The organism is Mycolicibacterium elephantis DSM 44368, assembly GCF_004014805.1.
GTDB lineage: Bacteria > Actinomycetota > Actinomycetes > Mycobacteriales > Mycobacteriaceae > Mycobacterium > Mycobacterium elephantis.
In genome coordinates, this window is the sequence record NZ_ATDN01000089.1 from 50,479 (window position 1) to 66,450 (window position 15,972).

The window sequence follows — 15,972 nt, forward strand, 5'->3', positions numbered from 1 at the left end:
TTAGAGGCCGGTGGGATACGTCTCCGGCGTTTCCCCGGCCACCCAGAGGCTGGTGACCTCGAGCGGCTCGAGGGCGCGGGTGCGGTCGACGTGGATGATCGCGTCGAACTGTTCGGATGGGCGAACGTGGTAGTAGTGGCTCTGCCGTTCGGTTTCGGGCAGATAGATGACGCCGATGGCGCGGCCCAACCGGACGGTGTCCAGTGGTTCGGCCGCCGAGCGGTCGATCATCGCCGACACCAGGAAATCCGGTTCCCCGGTCTCATGGAAGAGTTCTTCCACGCTGCCGTTCAGCGCGGGGCGCACCACTTTTCGCTCGGCGATCCCACCCCATTCGCTGGCCGCGGTGACCGTGCCGGTGTAGGTGGTGAACCCGATCAACCGGCAGTCATCGCCGAACCGCTCACGCGCCAACTGGCCCAGGGTCAGCTGACCGTCACCGGTCACCTCGGTGGCCCGTGCGTCACCGACGTGAGAGTTGTGTGCCCAGACCACGATTCGCGCCGGTTCACGGCCGTTGTGACGGTCCAGATGGGCCAGCAGCGCGTCCAACGTCTGGGCCATGTGTTGATCGCGCAGATTCCACGAGGTGACCCGGCCGCCGAACATCGTGCGGTAGTAGGCCTCCGCGTTGCGCACCGTCTGCGCGTTCTGCTTGGCGTAGAACGCCTCGTCTTCGGCGAGCAGTCCGTTGCGGCGTGCGTATTCGACCGCGTTGCGCTGCATTTCGATCAGCTGGTCCAACGCTTGTCTCTCGCAGGACTGGCCGGCGCCGAACGCCGCCGCGTAACCGTAGGCCTGGCCGTCGTCGGCCGAGACGTGGTCGAAGCACGCGTACCGGGCGCGCGCCCGCGCGGCCGCGCGGGGGTCGACCTTGTCGAGATAGGCGATCACCTCCTGCATCGACCGATGCAGGCTGTACAGGTCCAATCCGTAGAAGCCGGCCTGCTGATCGCCGTCCGAGCGGCGCCGCTGATTGTGAGCGTGCAGCCAGGCCACGAAGTCTCGGACCACGACGTTGCGCCACATCCACGCGGGAAATCGCTCGAAGCCACGAAGCGCTTCCTCCGCCGAGGTGTCGTCGCCCAGCCCCCGCACGTAGCGGTTGACGCGGTACGCGTCGGGCCAATCCGCCTCGGCCGCCACCGCGCAGAAGCCCTTCTTCTCGATCAGCCACTTGGTGATCTCGGCGCGCGCTTCGTAGAACTCGTGGGTGCCGTGCGAACTCTCGCCGATCAGGACCACCCGCGCATCGCCGACGATCTCCTCGAGCGCTTCCGTCGGCGGCAGCCCGCCAGGGGCCCGCACCGCGGCGGCGCGGATGATTTCGGCCGGCGAGAGCCGTGTCTCGATCCCGGAGACCACCGCTTCCGTGGTGGGGGTGGCGAGGAGGTCGCGCACTTCCTGATCGCTGACCTGACGGAAGTCCCAGTACCATTCGCCCACCGCGCGGAACGGGGTGGGCATCGTCGCGCAGACGGCGTCGTCGACCATTCCGGCGAATTGCCGGCACGTCGATTCCGGCGCCGCCGGAACCGCGACCACGATCTCCTTCGGGTTGCGTTCCCGCAGCGCCTGTACCGCGGCGAGCATGCTCGAACCGGTCGCAAGGCCGTCGTCGACCAGGATCACCGTCTTGCCGGCCACCTCCAGCGGCGGTCGGCCACCCCGGTAGACGGCCTCGCGGCGGATCAGTTCTCGCCCTTCACGTTCGGCGACATCACGCAGCTGCTCGGGCGTGACGCGCAACGCCCGCACCACGTCGTCGTTGACGACGACATGCCCGCCGCTGGCCAGCGCGCCCATCGCGAACTCTTCGTGGCCGGGCGCGCCCAGCTTGCGCACGATGAACGCATCCAGCGGGACACCGAGCGCCGCCGCCACCTCCCAGGCCACGGGAACCCCACCGCGGGCCAACCCCAGCACCACAACGTCCTCACGACCCCGGTAGGCGCTGAGCAGTTCGGCCAGGACCCGGCCCGCTTCGCGGCGGTCACGGAACACTCGGCCGGGCGCGTTGCGCAACGATTCGGTTGTTCGAGCCATCGTCGTCCCTCACCCAACTCGATGTGATGCGGCGGTCCCGGGGTCAACCTGATACCCCGGGACCAGCCGGATCGATTACTTTTTGGCCTCGACCGCGATGCGCTTCTCTTCCGGCTCGACCGCCTTGGCGACCGGTACCGACACGGTGAGGATGCCCTTGTCGTAGGTGGCCTTGATGCCGTCCTCGTCGGCGCCTGGGGGCAGCATCACCGATCGCGTGAACGAGCCATAGGAGAACTCGGAGCGTCCGTTGGTCTTCGTCTCGGAGCGCTCGGCCTTGATGGTGAGCACGCCGTCACGCACGGTGATGTCGACGTCCTTATCGGGATCTACACCCGGAATCTCGGCGCGAAGCTCGTAGCTGTCCTCTTTCTGTTCGTCCTCGACGCGGATGATGTGGCTGCCGAGCGCGGGACGCAGGTTCGCCCACGACGGGAAAGCCTCGAAGAACTCGGCCAGATCCGGCCAGAAGGACCGCGGACGTTGCTGGGCGGGAATTTTACTCATCAGTGCCTCCTCTGTGACGTCGGTGTGACTTCCACGGTTTCATCCCATCACCGCGCGGACACCGCCCAATAGGGACGGAAGTCCCAGTCCGCCAGGGTCCTTCGTCGCCGGGCCGCCGAACTCACGACAAGCTGTCCGGCTCGGCGCCGAACACGAAGCGGCGTCCGGTCACGCTCAACGGGCGGATGCGCACGTAATGGCGCTTCACCGTTGCCGTCCAGGGCAGTAGCTGCGCGTGCTGGGCCTCCGCGAGCTCTTCGCCGGTACGAAGGATGCGTGCCGAGCCCTTCACGATCACACTCCAGCCCTCGGTCAGGTCGTGCCCGTCGGCCTCGAACAACACGCGGTTGTTGATCGCCGCACTGACCAGCTTCGTGCCTTCGGCGGTGCGGAACAGGATCGTCCGGCGCTGGGTAACGAAGTTGACCGGAAAGATCTCCGGTTGGCCGTCGACGCTGGTGACCAGCCGACCGAGCGAAACGCTCGACAACAGGTTCCAGCAGTCGGACTCCGAAAGGATGGACACGGGTTCAAGCTGTTCGGCCATGACCGGGAGAGTACGCGGGACGGTTGGCCGGCAAAGCGGCCGAAGGTCCCGAACCGCCGGCCATATCGGTGACTTCCGGCCCTGTCCGAACGGCGGCCTGCAGGCCAGGGTTGACCCATGGCTGGCAACACAATGCGAAAGGCGGCGCGGCTCGCGGCGGTCGGGGCGCTGCTCTACGCGGCGCGCCGGTACTACCGGAACTGGGGCACCACCAAGGAGGAGTACCGGCGGTGGCTGCCGGGAGACGAATTGATGTACCGGCCGTCCGTCTGGTCCACGACGGGGGTGTGGATCGACGCACCGGTTTCGGCTGTTTGGCCGTGGCTGCTTCAGATCGGCCACCGGAGCGCCGAGAGAATCGATCCGGAATGGCAGCGGCTGGAGCCGGGCGACGTGGTGCGCCTGACCCCGAACGGCTGGCTGGGTCTGCGCAACGGGCTCACCATGACCGTTGCTCAGGTCATCGACGACGAAGCCGTGGTGCTGCGCGGCAGGCCTCCGGGCTTCCCGTGGGAAGCCGTCTGGACGTTTCATGTCGAGCCCCGCTGGGAGGACCGCTGCCGCCTGCTGGCCCGCACGCGCGCGCAGCTTCACCATCCCGGCGACCTGCTGCTCACCGAGTTGGCCGGACCGATCACGGCACTGTTCATGCGGCGCACCTTGCTGACAATCAAACGGCGGGCGCAGGATTCGTTGAAGGCTGCCGAGTTGGAACGGGCGGTGTGAGAACCCGGCTTGAGCGCTAAGAGCGGCTGGGAAACCGGATGGTGCTGCCAGGGGCCAGGTGTTCGACCCGGCCGCGGCATTCGATCATCACCGGCGGCATGTCTCGCGGGCCGACGCTGATCTCCGCGCCCTTGCCGCTGACACGTACGTAGAGGTGGTGGCCGCGGTAGTGGAGCGGAAAGCCTAGTGCGCCAAGGGACTCCGGCCAATTGGGCGCGAGGACCAGGCGGTCGTTGCGGGTCTCCAGCCCGGTGAAACACCGCTGCACGAGGTCGACGCTGCCTGCCATGGCGGCCAGATGGATTCCCTCGGAAGTGGTGCCGCCCTGAATGTCGGCGACATCGGACTTGAGCACCTGCTCGAAGAACTCCATCGCGTGGTCGCGATTCGCCCGAGCCAACACCCAGGTGTGGACGAGGGCGCTGAGGGTCGAGCCGTGCGACGTACGGCTCAGGTAGTAGTCGACCATCTTCGGGATCTGTTGCGTGTTCAAGCGGTAGCCGAGCCGGGTCAGCAACTGACGCAGTTCGTCAGAGGACAAGAGATACAGCAGCATCAACGCGTCAGCCTGCTTGGACGCCTTGTAGCGGTTGACGTCGTCCTCCTCGGCCTCCAGGATCCGGTCCAGCCGTCGAATGTCGCCGTACCGCTTGCGGTACAGGTCCCAGTCCAGTTCGTCCAGTTCCTCGTACCCCTCGAACTGGCTGATGATGCCATCGTGAAACGGAACGAACATCCGTCGGCTGACATGCTCCCAGCGCTTCAGTTCCTCGGTGGTCAGCGCGAGCTTTTCGCGCAGGTCCAACCGGTTCGGCAGTGGCAGATGCTCGAGCGCCTCGATGGCCCGCAAGATGACCCACACGGCCATCACGTTCGTGTACGCGTTGTTGTCGATGCCGTCATACGGACGGTCCGGATAACCGGAGTGGAACTCGTCGGGTCCGATGATGCCGAAGATGCCGAAGCGGTCGCGCTTCTCGTCGTATGTCGTTCTGCTGACCCAGAATCGGGCTATCTCCACCAGCAACTCGCTGCCGTGGTCGATCAGGCAGGCCAAGTCACCGGTGACCTGGTAGTACTGCCACACGTTGTATGCGATCGCGATACCGATGTGGTGCGCGCGGTGGCTGGCATCCGGATTCCACCGCCCCGACCGGGGGTTCAGATGCATGGCCTGGCTTTCCTCGCGACCGTCGCCGCCGGATTGCCACGGGAACATCGCACCGGCGTAACCGGCCAGCCTGGCGGCGCGGCGCGCTTCCTGCAGCCGACGATAGCGGTAGTGGAGCAACGCTCGGGTGATCGTCGGATACCGCAGGTTGAGCACCGGGAAGATGAACAGCTCGTCCCAGAACACATGGCCGCGGTAGGCCTCACCGTGCAGTCCGCGCGCCGGTACGCCGACGTCGAGGTCCTCGCTGTGAGGCGAGACGGTCTGCAGCAGGTGCAGCAGATGCAGTCGCAGGATGCGTAACTCGTCGAGGTGATCCTCGAATTCGATCGAGAGGCGCTCCCACCCGTGGGCCCACGCGAGCACGTGCGCATCTCGTATCGTCGCGAACCGCTCCTGGCGTTCCAGCCTCCGTTCGGCCCCGGTGGCCGGCTCCGCCGTGGCGGTGTCGCGTCCGGTCACCAGGCTGACGATCTTCTCCACCGTCAGCTCCTGGCCCGGTTTGAGGTCGGTGAAGATCTCGTGCCCGATCTCGAGCCCCTCGTCGACGAGCCGGTACGTCGCGGGGGCCCGCCTCTCGCCGTGCCAAACCGTGGTCCTGGCGGCCAATGCCACCGCGACGTGCGACTGGGTCGTCTCGACGCGCATCAGTACCGAATCCTCCGACAGGCCACGCTTGCTCGGCGCGGTGAGATGCGTGCTGGCCAGCCCGCGATATCGCTCCACCCCCGCGTTGCGGACGTTCCCGTCGATCGTCGACCGAAGCTGTATCGTCCCCGACCAATCCTCGGCGACGATGACGCTCTGCAACGCGGCGACGTGGGCGGCGTGCATGGCCACGAACCGATGCTGGGTCAGCCGCGTGGTCCGGCCGGCGTCGTCGCGGAAGCGCACCTCACGGGTCAGCACCGCTTCGCGCAGGTTGAGCGTTTGGCGATACGACAGCAGGTCGACGCTGTCGATGTCGAACCAGTCGCCGTCGTCGATGCGGAACGTCAGCGGCAGCCAGTTGGGCAGGTTCACGAGGCTCTCGTTGTCGATTCTGGTGCCACCGACGAGATCATCGAGACGGTTGTACACGCCTGCGGCGTAGGTGGCCGGGTAGTGCACCTGCCCGGCTTTCGACTCCGGGGCGGCACCGCGGGTGGCGAAATAGCCGTTGCCGACCGTGCACAAGGCCTCCCGAAGCTTTTCGGCATGGGGTTCGTAGCTGTCGAACGTGTACGTCCAGGCTTCGTCGAAGCTGCGCTGCGCGTAAGCCAGCCAGTTCCCGCCGTGCTGCAGGAAGCGGCGCACCTCTGCGGCGCCGTCGAGCCTGAACTGGGCGGCGGACGGGCGGTCGCCGTCCCCATCGTGTCGCACCACGATCCCGATGCCGTCGAATCGCAGCGCGTCGAATGCGTCCTCGTCGGTGGGGTCGTCGCCAAGATAGATCGGCACCACCCGACCGGGTTGGTTGATCCGCTCGCAGATCCAGGCGATCGCTGCGCCCTTGTCCCAGTCGATGTTTGGCCGCAACTCCGCGATCTTGGGGCCGTGGGCCACCCGAAGGCCATGCTGGCGGGCGCATCGACGGGTCGCTGCGACGACGCCGGTCACTTGCTCCGGTGCCACGTCGTGGTGGTGCACCGCGACCGAGAAGCGCTTGTGCTCGACGCGCACGCCGGGGTTGCCGTCGAATTCCGCGCGCAGTTCGGCGGCGACCTTCGCCAACACAGGCATGGCCGCGGCCGCCGCGTCGTTCTGGTACCGGTTGCCATCGGGGCCGGCCAACTCGAAGCCCATGCTGCCCGCGTACCAGACTCCGGGGATGTCGACTCGTTCGCGGATGTCGTCCAGGTCGCGATCGGTCACGATGGCGACCGGGCAGTGCGCAGCCAACTTCACCAGCGCCTCGGCCGCTCCGTCGACGAGGGTTGCGGTGCCGGGATCGGTGACGATTTCGGACAACGTGCCGTCGAAGTCGAGGCAGACGATCGGCCGCCGGCCGCTCAGGACACCGATCAGCTGGCCGTAGGAGTGCAACGCGTTGGGCAGCCTCGACATGCGCGTATCCCCTTCGCGCAGTTCGACTTCCGCTAGGTCGGCAACTACCGCGTCCGCTTCCAGTCCCAACAGCCCGTCGGCGTGACCCTCTCTGTCGACGGCGATGACCAGGGCGAATCCGCCCGCGCGGGCGGCCCGCACACCGGCCTCGGCGTGATCGATCACAACGGTGCGCTCCGCATCGGCGCCGACCCGTCGCGCAGCCTCCAGGAGCATGGCGGGGTCCGGCTTGCCCGCAAGCCCGAGCTCGTCGGCGAGCAGGCCATCGACGCGGACGGTGAACAGGTCGCTCAGTCCGGCCGACGCGAGAACTTCTTCGCAGTTGCGGCTGGACGAACAGATCGCGGTCTTGACCCCGGCCGCCGACAGTTGTCGCACTAGCCTGATCGTCGAATCGAACACGCGCACACCGGCGTCGAGCTGGCCGGGCAGGGTCCGCTCTTTGCGGTGCACGAGTCCCCACACCGTGTCGCCGTCCGCGTCGGAGCGGCTGCCTTCGGGCAGTGAGATGCCGCGCGACGCCAGAAAATCGGTGACGCCTGCGAGACGTGGCTTACCGTCGATGAGGCGGCGGTACTCGTCGTCGGTGAACGGCGAGTGGTCCTCGTAATCGCTTGCCGGTCGCCGGGCCAGAAAGTCGTCCAGCACGGTCTTCCATGCCGCGGCATGCGTCGACGCGGCGTCGGTGACCACACTGTCGAGATCGAAGATGACCGCGTCGTGCCGACGCGGGTCGATGGTCACCGGCATGTTCATCCAGGTGCCGTCCTCTCGGTGTCCCTGCGAAGAGGTTGCGGAACAGTCCGAGCGACCGGCAAGGGTCCTTGGACCACCGCCCAGGTGACCAATGTCCTCCGGCCAGTGGCCCTCGGACGCTTTACCAACGTAGCGTTTGCGAACACGATAGAGGTCATGGCGAACACCACCTACGTCCGTGATATCTCCACACTCAGGATCGCCGACGCCGAGGATGCGGGCGGCAAAGGGGCCAATATGGGCGAACTGGTCGCGGCCAACCTGCCCGTTCCGCCCGGGTTCGTGATCATGCGGGCCAGCTACCTCGATTCGATGCGGGCGGGTGGCGTCGACGCCGAGCTCAGCGCCCTGCACCGGGAGGCGTTGGACACCTATACCGACACCGCTCGTCTGGCGGAGCTGTGTGAGCGTCTGCAGGCGCTGGTCCAGAAGGCCGGTGTTGCCGAGGGCGTACGCGACGCGCTTCTGGCCAAGTACCGCGAGCTCGGCGCCGACACCCTGGTGGCGGTGCGGTCCTCGGCGACCGGGGAGGACAGCCGCGACGCGTCGTTCGCCGGTATGAACCGGACCATCACCAACGTCCGGGGTGAGAGTGGGCTCATCGACGCCGTCCAGAAGTGCTGGATGTCCTTGTTCTCCCCGCGGGTCATCACGTACCGGGCCAGCCGCGGAATCACCGCCGACCCGGCGATGGCGGTCGTGGTTCAGAGGATGATCAACTCCGACAAGGCCGGCGTCGCCTTCACCGCCGACCCCAGTACCGGCGCACAGGATCGGGTCGTCATCGAAGGAGCCTTCGGCCTCGGCGAGGTCGTGGTGTCCGGCTCGGTGGAACCCGACACATATGTCGTCGCCAAGGACACGCTGCGCGTTCTCGATGTGCGGCTGGGCCACAAGGCGTTCAAGATCGTACGCGGGCCCGACGGTCGAGACACCAAAGTGCAACTGACCGAAGAAGAGGCAGCGGCCCGGGTGCTCGATGACGCCGAGCTGCGGCGCGTCGCCGAGCTGGCGATCGCGATCGAGCGGCACAACGGCTGCCCGCAGGACACCGAGTGGGCGATCGAAGGCGATCAGGCATACCTGGTGCAGGCGCGGCCGATCACGACGCTGGACCACCCGGCGGCGACTTCCGAGCAACCGGCCGTGCTCGCTCGCGGCCTGGCCGCGGCGCCCGGAATGGCATCGGGTGCCGTCCGCGTGCTTGAGACCCCCGACGAGGGGCACCGGCTGGAGGACGGTGAGATCCTCGTCGCTCAGATGACCAATCCGGACTGGCTACCCACCATTCGCCGGGCCGCCGCGCTGGTCACCGACACCGGCGGGATGACCTGCCACGCCGCGATTGTCGCGCGCGAGCTGGGGGTCCCGTGTGTGGTCGGGACCCGGACGGCCACTCGTGACCTACACGAGGGCACTGTCGTCACCGTCGATGGAAATCAAGGTCGTGTGTTGTCGGGCCGCATTCAGCCCGCCGCGCCCACCGTCGTGGACCGGCCGGCCGCCTCCGCGCCGGCGGTCGAGGTGACTGCCACGAAGATCTATGTGAACCTGGCCATGCCCGACTCCGCTGAATCCGTTGCGGCACAACACGTCGACGGTGTCGGCCTGTTGCGGGCCGAGTTCATGTTGACCGAGGCGCTGTCGGGTCGGCACCCGCGCGACCTCATCGCCCACGGGGAGCAATCGAGCATGGTCGACGCGATGGTCGCGTCGGTCGGTCGCATCGGGGCGGCGTTCGCTCCCCGCCCGGTCATCTACCGCACCACCGATTTCCGCAGTAACGAGTTCCGCGGTCTCAGTGGTGGCGAGTCGTACGAACCCGTCGAGCACAACCCGATGATCGGGTACCGGGGCTGCTACCGGTACATCAAGGAACCAGACCTGTTCGCGTTGGAACTGGAGGCGCTGGCCCGGGTTCGGGAGCAGTCCCCCAACGTCCACGTGATGATCCCCTTCGTGCGCACCCGCTGGGAGCTCGAGGAGTGCCTGTCGCTCATCGACGCGAGCCCGTTGGGCCGTCAGCGCGGTCTACACCGCTGGGTCATGGCCGAGGTTCCGTCGGTGGTGCACTGGCTTCCGGAATACATCGGCATGGGCGTCGACGGGGTGTCCATCGGCAGCAACGATCTCACCCAGTTGGTGCTCGGTGTCGACCGCGACTCCGACATCTGCGCCGAGCTGTTCGACGAATCCGACCCCGCCGTACTCGACGCGATCGGCCAGATCATCAGCACCGCGCGCAAGTTCGGCATCACATCGTCCCTGTGCGGTCAGGCGCCGTCGACGAAGCCGGCCTTCGCCGAACACCTCGTGCGCATGGGTATCACTTCGGTGTCGGTCAACCCCGACGCAGTCGATGCGGCAAGGCGGGTGATCGCCGCTGCCGAGCGCCGAGTCGTCTTGGAGGCGGCACGCGACCAACGCGCATGAGTAGCGCGGTCAGTGCGCGAGAGCGAGCACTTCGTCGAATCCCGCGGTGAGGCAGTCGAAGAGCACGTCGTGATCGGGCACCGCGGCGCCGTCGACGTTTATTCCGAGGGCGCAGGTCTCGACGTGCGAGAGCAGCGTGACGTTCAGCGCCGCGCCAAGTGTCGGGGAGAACGCGTACTGCATCCGCACAGGCGCGCCCGCGAAGGCCACGGGCTCGGGAAAACCGGGGACGTTGCTGGCGATGAGGTCGACGTTGCGCATGGCCGAACCGACGTATGACCGCGGCATCAAGTTGAGTGCGCCTGCGATCAACTCGGTATGGGCGAGCGATTTTTCGTTGCGCGCCTTGTCGGTGCGATCACGCACGACGCGGATGCGTTCGACGGGATCGGCGATGCCGACTGGGATGTCGAACCGAATCAATGTCGCCCGGTTTCCGCCCATCGGGTCCGCTTCGGTGCGGAGGTTGATCGGCATCGACAACATCAGCTCGTCGACGGGTGCGTTGTGCTTCACGTGGTAGGCGCGGAGCCCGCCGGCGACCGCGGCGACGAACGCGTCGTTCAACGAACCGCCGGCGAGATGACCGGCCCGGCGCAGCGCAGATTTCGGTAGTTCGTGGACGTAAACGTGACGGATGAGGCTGCGGTCAACCATGATCGGCGACCTGGGTTTGCTGACGGGCCGGGCGGTGCGCAGGATGGACGTCGCCGTTGACCAGCCGCCCGCGACCGCGTCGACAGGCCGGCTAATGGCACGCAGCACAGCCGGCGCCGCCTTGAGTGGGGTCGCCATCGCCGCACCGATGAGGCCGGTCTGGTACTCGACGACGTCACGGAGTGCACCCAGTCGACTCTGCCCGGTCGGCTCCGGCAGCTTCGGTTCATGTGCAGCACGATCGGCGAACTCGGTGGGGTCGTAAAGGATTCTGGCCATCTCGACTGCGCCGACACCATCGGTGAGCGCGTGGTTGAACTTGACCAGGACCGCGGCGCCGCCGTCGGACAAGCCGTCGACCAACGTGGCCTCCCACAGCGGACGGGCCCGATCGAAGTCGGCCATCGCCGCCACCCGGGCCAGTTCCAGCAGGGCGTCGATGCTCCCGGGCTCCGGAGCGGTGACGCGGCGCAGGTGGAAGCCGAGATCGAAGTCGGAGACGTAATCCCAACGTGGCGGGACGAAAGGCGTCGACGGTATCACCCGCTGCCGAAATCTGGGCACGGTCCGGCTCAGCCGCTCGATCCGGTCGACCAGCTGATGCCAGTCCGGACACCGGTCGAGCAGAATCAGCGTGACGATCGTCGACCGCAGCCGCGGATCGCGTTCGTTCCGCCACATGAAGGCGTCGCTGTTGCTGAGGACCTCGGCCACTGTCAAGCTGCCCTAGGCAGATCCGCCGAGGACCCGTCCGAGGCTGCGGTTGACCGGTGGCGCTCGGGCGCCCACCCCACGTACGTCAGGTACAGCCCGACGGCCGCCACGGCCACATAGATCGCCATCAACCAGCCGCGGGCATCCACCAACGAGTCAGCCGCAGAAAGGTAGACCCCAGGAATCGTCAGCAGAAACGCCCCCTTGAGGGCAACCAGCCAACCGACGGCTGACACGATGGCCGCGGGGACGCCTCGCCAGTACGGGTGCAGGGCGATCACAATGAGGCCGGTCACCAGAACGAACGCACCGGTTACCCACGGCCACACTGTATTTGGTTTGAACTCAGACAGGAGTGTCGGCATTTCGGATGCCCGCACCAAGGCTACGACGGCGAGAATCGCCAGGTAGGGTCCGAGCACGCGGGAGAACATCCGTGTTGTTGCGACCTCGGAATGCTGTGGAGTGCTCATTGCGTTACCTCCCTTTAGCCATAGTGGTATCTGACCACTGATCAAATCCCTCACGTAGGGACTAAAGTCCTGGCTTCCAGGGGCGTACGTCGTCAGCATGTCGACCCACCGGCCGGCTCGGCGTCGATCCGCGCGAGGACCTTCAGCAACACAGGCAGGGACCTTGGACTCCATCGGGAGGCTTCGTCGGGCCAATAGTGTCGAGGGCCACGGAAGTGACTGGAGTGGACCAATGAGCAGGAATTCCTCCCCGGCAGTGGTCGCCGGGATCGATGGCTCACAGGAAGCGATCCACGCCGCCCTGTGGGCAGCAGACGAAGCCCTACACCGCAACGTACCGCTGCGCCTGGTGTGCGTGACCAAGCCCAAGTACCCCTCCACAGAGGAGTACTACGAGGACGTCCGGCGCGCCAGGGCATCTCTTCGCTTGGCGCAGAACGCGATTGAAGCCACCGGCAAGCAGGTCAAGATCGAGACCGACGTTGTCGCCGGACTGCCCGGAACCGCGCTGGTAGCGGCTTCCTGGGATGCCGTCATGGTGTGCGTTGGCTCGGTCGGAATCGGGCGCTACGCGCGGTCGATATTGGGGTCGACGGCAGCCTACGTCGCCGAGAACGCGCAGTGCACCGTCGCGATCATCCGTCCGCCCGATGAGGGGCAGCCGGAGGACATCAACTGGATCCTCGTCGCGGTCACGGATGCGCCCGACAATGACGCCGTCGTCGAGCATGCGATGTCGGAGGCTCAGCTGCGGCATGCACCCGTGCTCGCCTTGGGTGATTCGCGCGATCGCGAGAAGCTGCAGCGCAAGGTCGAGATGTGGAAACAGCGCTTTCCGGATGTACACGTATACCCCGTCGCCGGCGAGGCGGACGTCGCCGACTTTCTGAGGAAACACCGCGAGCGGGTGCAGCTCGCGGTCATCGGCGCCGCCGAGGCCGGCGAGGCCGAGCGGATCGTCGGTTCCTACTACCGCGGCATCGTTCATCACGCCGGATCCTCGGTGATCATCGTGCGCAGCCGAGCGTCCGGAACGGACTGAACTATCGGCGTCTTGTGCTGATGCCGACCGCCGCGAGCTGAGAGCTGACATCGTGGCCACCGTGGAGCAGGACATTCCGGTCACCACGCGGTGGCGAACGCTACGTGAGCCGGCGCTGATGATGATCACCTCTGGCGCGTTGACGGTCGGTGGCGTCCTCTGGCTGATCGGGCTGCGCGATGCAGCCGACGTGAGCTGGATCGTCGGCACGGCGGTCGCGGTGGTGCCCGCGATTCTGTGGGTGGTCTCGGCGTTGCGGCGTGGACGTCTCGGCGTCGATGTCATCGCCGTGTTGTCGCTGGCCGGCACCCTGTTCGTTGGGGAGTATCTGGCCGGTGCGCTGATCGCGGTGATGCTCGCCGGCGGACGCGCCCTCGAAGCGGCTGCGGCGCGTCGCGCCTCTCGCGACTTGCGATCGCTGCTCGAACGCGCCCCCCGATTCGCACGCCGGCGCCTCGGAACGGAGGTTCAGGTCGTACCGATCGCGGACGTCGCAGTCGATGACCGCCTGGTCGTCGGCCCGGGTGAGACCGTGCCGGTGGACGGGCGTATCGCCGACGCACTTGCGGTGTTGGACGAATCCGTGCTCACCGGCGAACCCATGCAGGTGGAACGTCGCTTCGGTGAACCGGTGCGCAGCGGCGTGGTCAATGCGGGCGGCCCGTTCGAGGTTCGGGCCACCGCCACCGCCGAGGACAGCACCTACGCAGGGATCGTGCGGCTCGCCGAGGAGGCGCGCGCGGAGACCGCACCGATCGTACGGCTGGCCGATCGGTACGCGGCCTGGTTCCTGCCCTTGACGCTTGTCGTCGCCGGCGGCGCCTGGCTCGCGACGGGCTCGGCGGTGCGGGCGGTCGCTGTCCTGGTGGTGGCGACGCCGTGCCCGCTGTTGCTGGCCGCACCGGTGGCGATCGTCTCGGGTCTGTCGCGGGCGTCCCGGCACGGTGTGGTGGTCCGCAGCGGCGGTGCACTGGAGGCGCTGGGCAGCGCGAAGACTCTGGTGATGGACAAAACCGGCACCTTGACGATGGGTCAGCCGGTCGTCGTGGGGGTGCTGACCGCACCGGGCCACGATGCCGGCGACACCCTCAGGCTCGCGGCGTCGATCGACCAGGTCTCACCACACGTGCTGGCAGAGGCGATCGTCACCGAAGCCCTGACCCGCGGCCTACAACTCGTGCTGCCCACCGACGTGGCGGAGGAGGCAGGCCGGGGCGTCACCGGCGTCGTCGAAGGGCACCGCGTCGAGGTCGGCAAACTGGGGGCTCCGATCGACGAGGTGAACTGGGCGCGCGCGGCGGAGAACCGGGCGCGCCTGGACTCGGCGGCTATCGCGTGGGTGCGCATCGACGATGCCCCGGCCGGCGCAGTCCTGCTTCGTGACCCGCTGCGCCGAGACGCCCCTCGCACGATGCGCCGACTTCGGTCGGCCGGACTCGGCCGACTGGTGATGCTGACCGGCGACCGCGCCGAACCCGCGCGCGAGGTCGCCACGGTGCTCGGATTGGACGACGTGTATGCCCAGCAGAGTCCTGCCGACAAGGTGGCTGCGGTGCGAGACGAGAAACAACGTGCGGTCACCGTGATGGCGGGCGACGGCATCAACGATGCCCCGGCACTCGCGGCGGCCACGGTCGGCGTCGCGATGGGGGCGCGCGGTGCGACGGCGTCCTCGGAGGCCGCCGACATCGTCTTGACCGCGGACCGGCTCGATCGCCTCGCCGACGCCATGGACATCGCCAGGTGGTCGCGGCGCATCGCGGTCCAGAGTGCGATCGTCGGCATGGCGATGTCGCTGGCGGCCATGTCGATTGCCGCCCTCGGCTGGTTGCCGCCCGCAGCCGGCGCCCTGCTTCAAGAAGGTATCGACGTGGCCGTCATCCTCAACGCCCTGCGCGCGTTGCGCGGCAACCCCGACACCGAAATCGAACTGCCCGCAGGCACCGAAAAGATGCTGCGGCAGTTCGCGACCGAGCACGACGAACTTCGCGAGAGCCTCGACCTGCTACGCGAGGCGGCCGACCAATTGGTCATGGGGACCGACCCGCCCATACTGGACGCGGTAGTCCGTGCCCACACCTTTCTCGAGAGCCGGATTCTGCCGCACGAACAGGCCGAGGAGTCGGGGCTCTACCCCGCGTTGGCTCGTCCGCTCGGCAGCGGCGAAGCCACGGCAACCATGAGCAGGATGCATGCCGAAATCCGCCGACTGTCCGATCGAATCGGAGCTCACGTCGAACTCGCCCGGGCGAGCAACGGCGTACAGGCCGACCAACGTGATGATCTCCTCGCATGTCTCTACGGCCTGCACGCGATATTGCGGCTGCACTTTCGGCAAGAGGAGGAGAACTACTTCACCCTCGTGGAGGACGAGCCGGCCACCGACGCGGTGTCCCGCCAGGGCAAAGGGTTTCGCCCACACGGCCGTTGACACCTTCGGAGGGCTGACACGCGCGCAGCGGTGTCCGCCCCCGCAGTTGTGGACCAATGGCCCTACTCATTCACGAGCAGGGAGAGCACCCTCGACAGATGACAGCTCCACAAGATCCAGCGACCGACCGCTCCGCTGTCACCGAACACCGTGCGTTGAACCATGTCCTGGTATGGACCGGCATCGCCGCAGCAGCGGTCTTCATTGTTGCCGTGGTGTTCTTTTCCGGTTTTTACCTCGGCCGCAGCACCGACGGTCTGAGCGGCAACCATCATTGGAACCACATGTCCGGCCCCGGGATGATGGGACCGGGCATGATGGGGCCCGGTATGGGTCCGCAGCACTGCCAGATGGCTCCCACCGGCCAGTCGCCGCCCCCGACGGCGCCGCCGAGGATGACCCCGAATCCTTGATAAACACCTC

At 67.1% G+C, this 15,972-nt stretch carries 11 protein-coding genes; 5 read left to right on the plus strand and 6 right to left on the minus strand.

All coding sequences use genetic code 11. The features are described from left to right. The 3 genes from MELE44368_RS25925 to MELE44368_RS25935 form a co-directional block, all read right to left on the minus strand. Positions 1–2,046, minus strand: a complete 2,046-nt coding sequence (locus MELE44368_RS25925) for an erythromycin esterase family protein (RefSeq protein ID WP_128111084.1) — start codon at positions 2,044–2,046, stop codon at positions 1–3. Positions 2,047–2,121: 75 nt separating this feature from the next. Further along, a complete protein-coding gene (locus tag MELE44368_RS25930; protein WP_128111085.1) occupies positions 2,122–2,553 on the minus strand; it encodes an Hsp20/alpha crystallin family protein in 432 nt (143 codons plus the stop codon). Positions 2,554–2,674: 121 nt separating this feature from the next. After that, the gene (locus MELE44368_RS25935; protein WP_128111086.1) at positions 2,675–3,100 is read right to left on the minus strand and encodes a pyridoxamine 5'-phosphate oxidase family protein; all 426 of its coding nucleotides are present in this window, start codon (positions 3,098–3,100) and stop codon (positions 2,675–2,677) included. A 117-nt stretch (positions 3,101–3,217) separates the two neighbouring features. On the opposite strand from MELE44368_RS25935, the gene MELE44368_RS25940 reads away from it, so the two are divergent. Continuing rightward, positions 3,218–3,826 carry an SRPBCC family protein gene (locus tag MELE44368_RS25940; RefSeq protein WP_128111087.1) on the plus strand — a complete coding sequence of 203 codons (609 nt, stop codon included), beginning with the start codon at positions 3,218–3,220 and terminating at the stop codon, positions 3,824–3,826. 16 nt (positions 3,827–3,842) lie between these two features. Here the strand turns inward: MELE44368_RS25940 and otsB are convergent, their stop codons facing one another. After that, entirely contained in the window at positions 3,843–7,799 is a 3,957-nt protein-coding gene (gene otsB, locus MELE44368_RS25945; RefSeq protein WP_128111088.1) for a trehalose-phosphatase, read from the minus strand. A 156-nt stretch (positions 7,800–7,955) separates the two neighbouring features. Here otsB and ppsA point away from each other — a divergent pair, with 156 nt between their 5' ends. Continuing rightward, a complete protein-coding gene (gene ppsA / locus MELE44368_RS25950; protein ID WP_128111089.1) occupies positions 7,956–10,232 on the plus strand; it encodes a phosphoenolpyruvate synthase in 2,277 nt (758 codons plus the stop codon). 9 nt (positions 10,233–10,241) lie between these two features. On the opposite strand, the gene MELE44368_RS25955 is transcribed toward ppsA, so the two are convergent. Together MELE44368_RS25955 and MELE44368_RS25960 are read right to left on the minus strand one after the other, a co-directional pair. Then, positions 10,242–11,603, minus strand: a complete 1,362-nt coding sequence (locus MELE44368_RS25955) for a wax ester/triacylglycerol synthase domain-containing protein (protein WP_128111090.1) — start codon at positions 11,601–11,603, stop codon at positions 10,242–10,244. Between the two features lie 2 nt (positions 11,604–11,605). Continuing rightward, complete coding sequence (locus tag MELE44368_RS25960; protein ID WP_206613874.1) at positions 11,606–12,037, minus strand: hypothetical protein; 432 nt, start codon at positions 12,035–12,037, stop codon at positions 11,606–11,608. 271 nt (positions 12,038–12,308) lie between these two features. Here MELE44368_RS25960 and MELE44368_RS25965 point away from each other — a divergent pair, with 271 nt between their 5' ends. The 3 genes from MELE44368_RS25965 to MELE44368_RS25975 all read left to right on the plus strand — a co-directional run bounded on the left by MELE44368_RS25965 (position 12,309) and on the right by MELE44368_RS25975 (position 15,962). Further along, positions 12,309–13,118, plus strand: a complete 810-nt coding sequence (locus MELE44368_RS25965) for a universal stress protein (protein WP_128111092.1) — start codon at positions 12,309–12,311, stop codon at positions 13,116–13,118. Positions 13,119–13,236: 118 nt separating this feature from the next. Continuing rightward, positions 13,237–15,549 carry a heavy metal translocating P-type ATPase gene (locus MELE44368_RS25970; protein WP_128111188.1) on the plus strand — a complete coding sequence of 771 codons (2,313 nt, stop codon included), beginning with the start codon at positions 13,237–13,239 and terminating at the stop codon, positions 15,547–15,549. A gap of 98 nt (positions 15,550–15,647) precedes the next feature. Beyond that, a complete protein-coding gene (locus MELE44368_RS25975) occupies positions 15,648–15,962 on the plus strand; it encodes a hypothetical protein (RefSeq protein ID WP_241566776.1) in 315 nt (104 codons plus the stop codon). Positions 15,963–15,972 lie beyond the last annotated feature (10 nt).

Excerpts from the sequence above, each read along its gene's own strand:
- MELE44368_RS25930 (WP_128111085.1), bottom strand. The coding sequence starts at position 2,553 with ATGAGTAAAATTCCCGCCCAGCAACGTCCGCGGTCCTTCTGGCCGGAT.
- otsB (WP_128111088.1), bottom strand. The coding sequence starts at position 7,799 with ATGAACATGCCGGTGACCATCGACCCGCGTCGGCACGACGCGGTCATC.
- MELE44368_RS25935 (WP_128111086.1), bottom strand. The coding sequence starts at position 3,100 with ATGGCCGAACAGCTTGAACCCGTGTCCATCCTTTCGGAGTCCGACTGC.
- MELE44368_RS25925 (WP_128111084.1), bottom strand. The coding sequence starts at position 2,046 with ATGGCTCGAACAACCGAATCGTTGCGCAACGCGCCCGGCCGAGTGTTC.
- ppsA (WP_128111089.1), top strand. The coding sequence starts at position 7,956 with ATGGCGAACACCACCTACGTCCGTGATATCTCCACACTCAGGATCGCC.
- MELE44368_RS25965 (WP_128111092.1), top strand. The coding sequence starts at position 12,309 with ATGAGCAGGAATTCCTCCCCGGCAGTGGTCGCCGGGATCGATGGCTCA.
- MELE44368_RS25975 (WP_241566776.1), top strand. The coding sequence starts at position 15,648 with ATGACAGCTCCACAAGATCCAGCGACCGACCGCTCCGCTGTCACCGAA.
- MELE44368_RS25960 (WP_206613874.1), bottom strand. The coding sequence starts at position 12,037 with ATGTTCTCCCGCGTGCTCGGACCCTACCTGGCGATTCTCGCCGTCGTA.
- MELE44368_RS25970 (WP_128111188.1), top strand. The coding sequence starts at position 13,237 with ATGATGATCACCTCTGGCGCGTTGACGGTCGGTGGCGTCCTCTGGCTG.
- MELE44368_RS25940 (WP_128111087.1), top strand. The coding sequence starts at position 3,218 with ATGGCTGGCAACACAATGCGAAAGGCGGCGCGGCTCGCGGCGGTCGGG.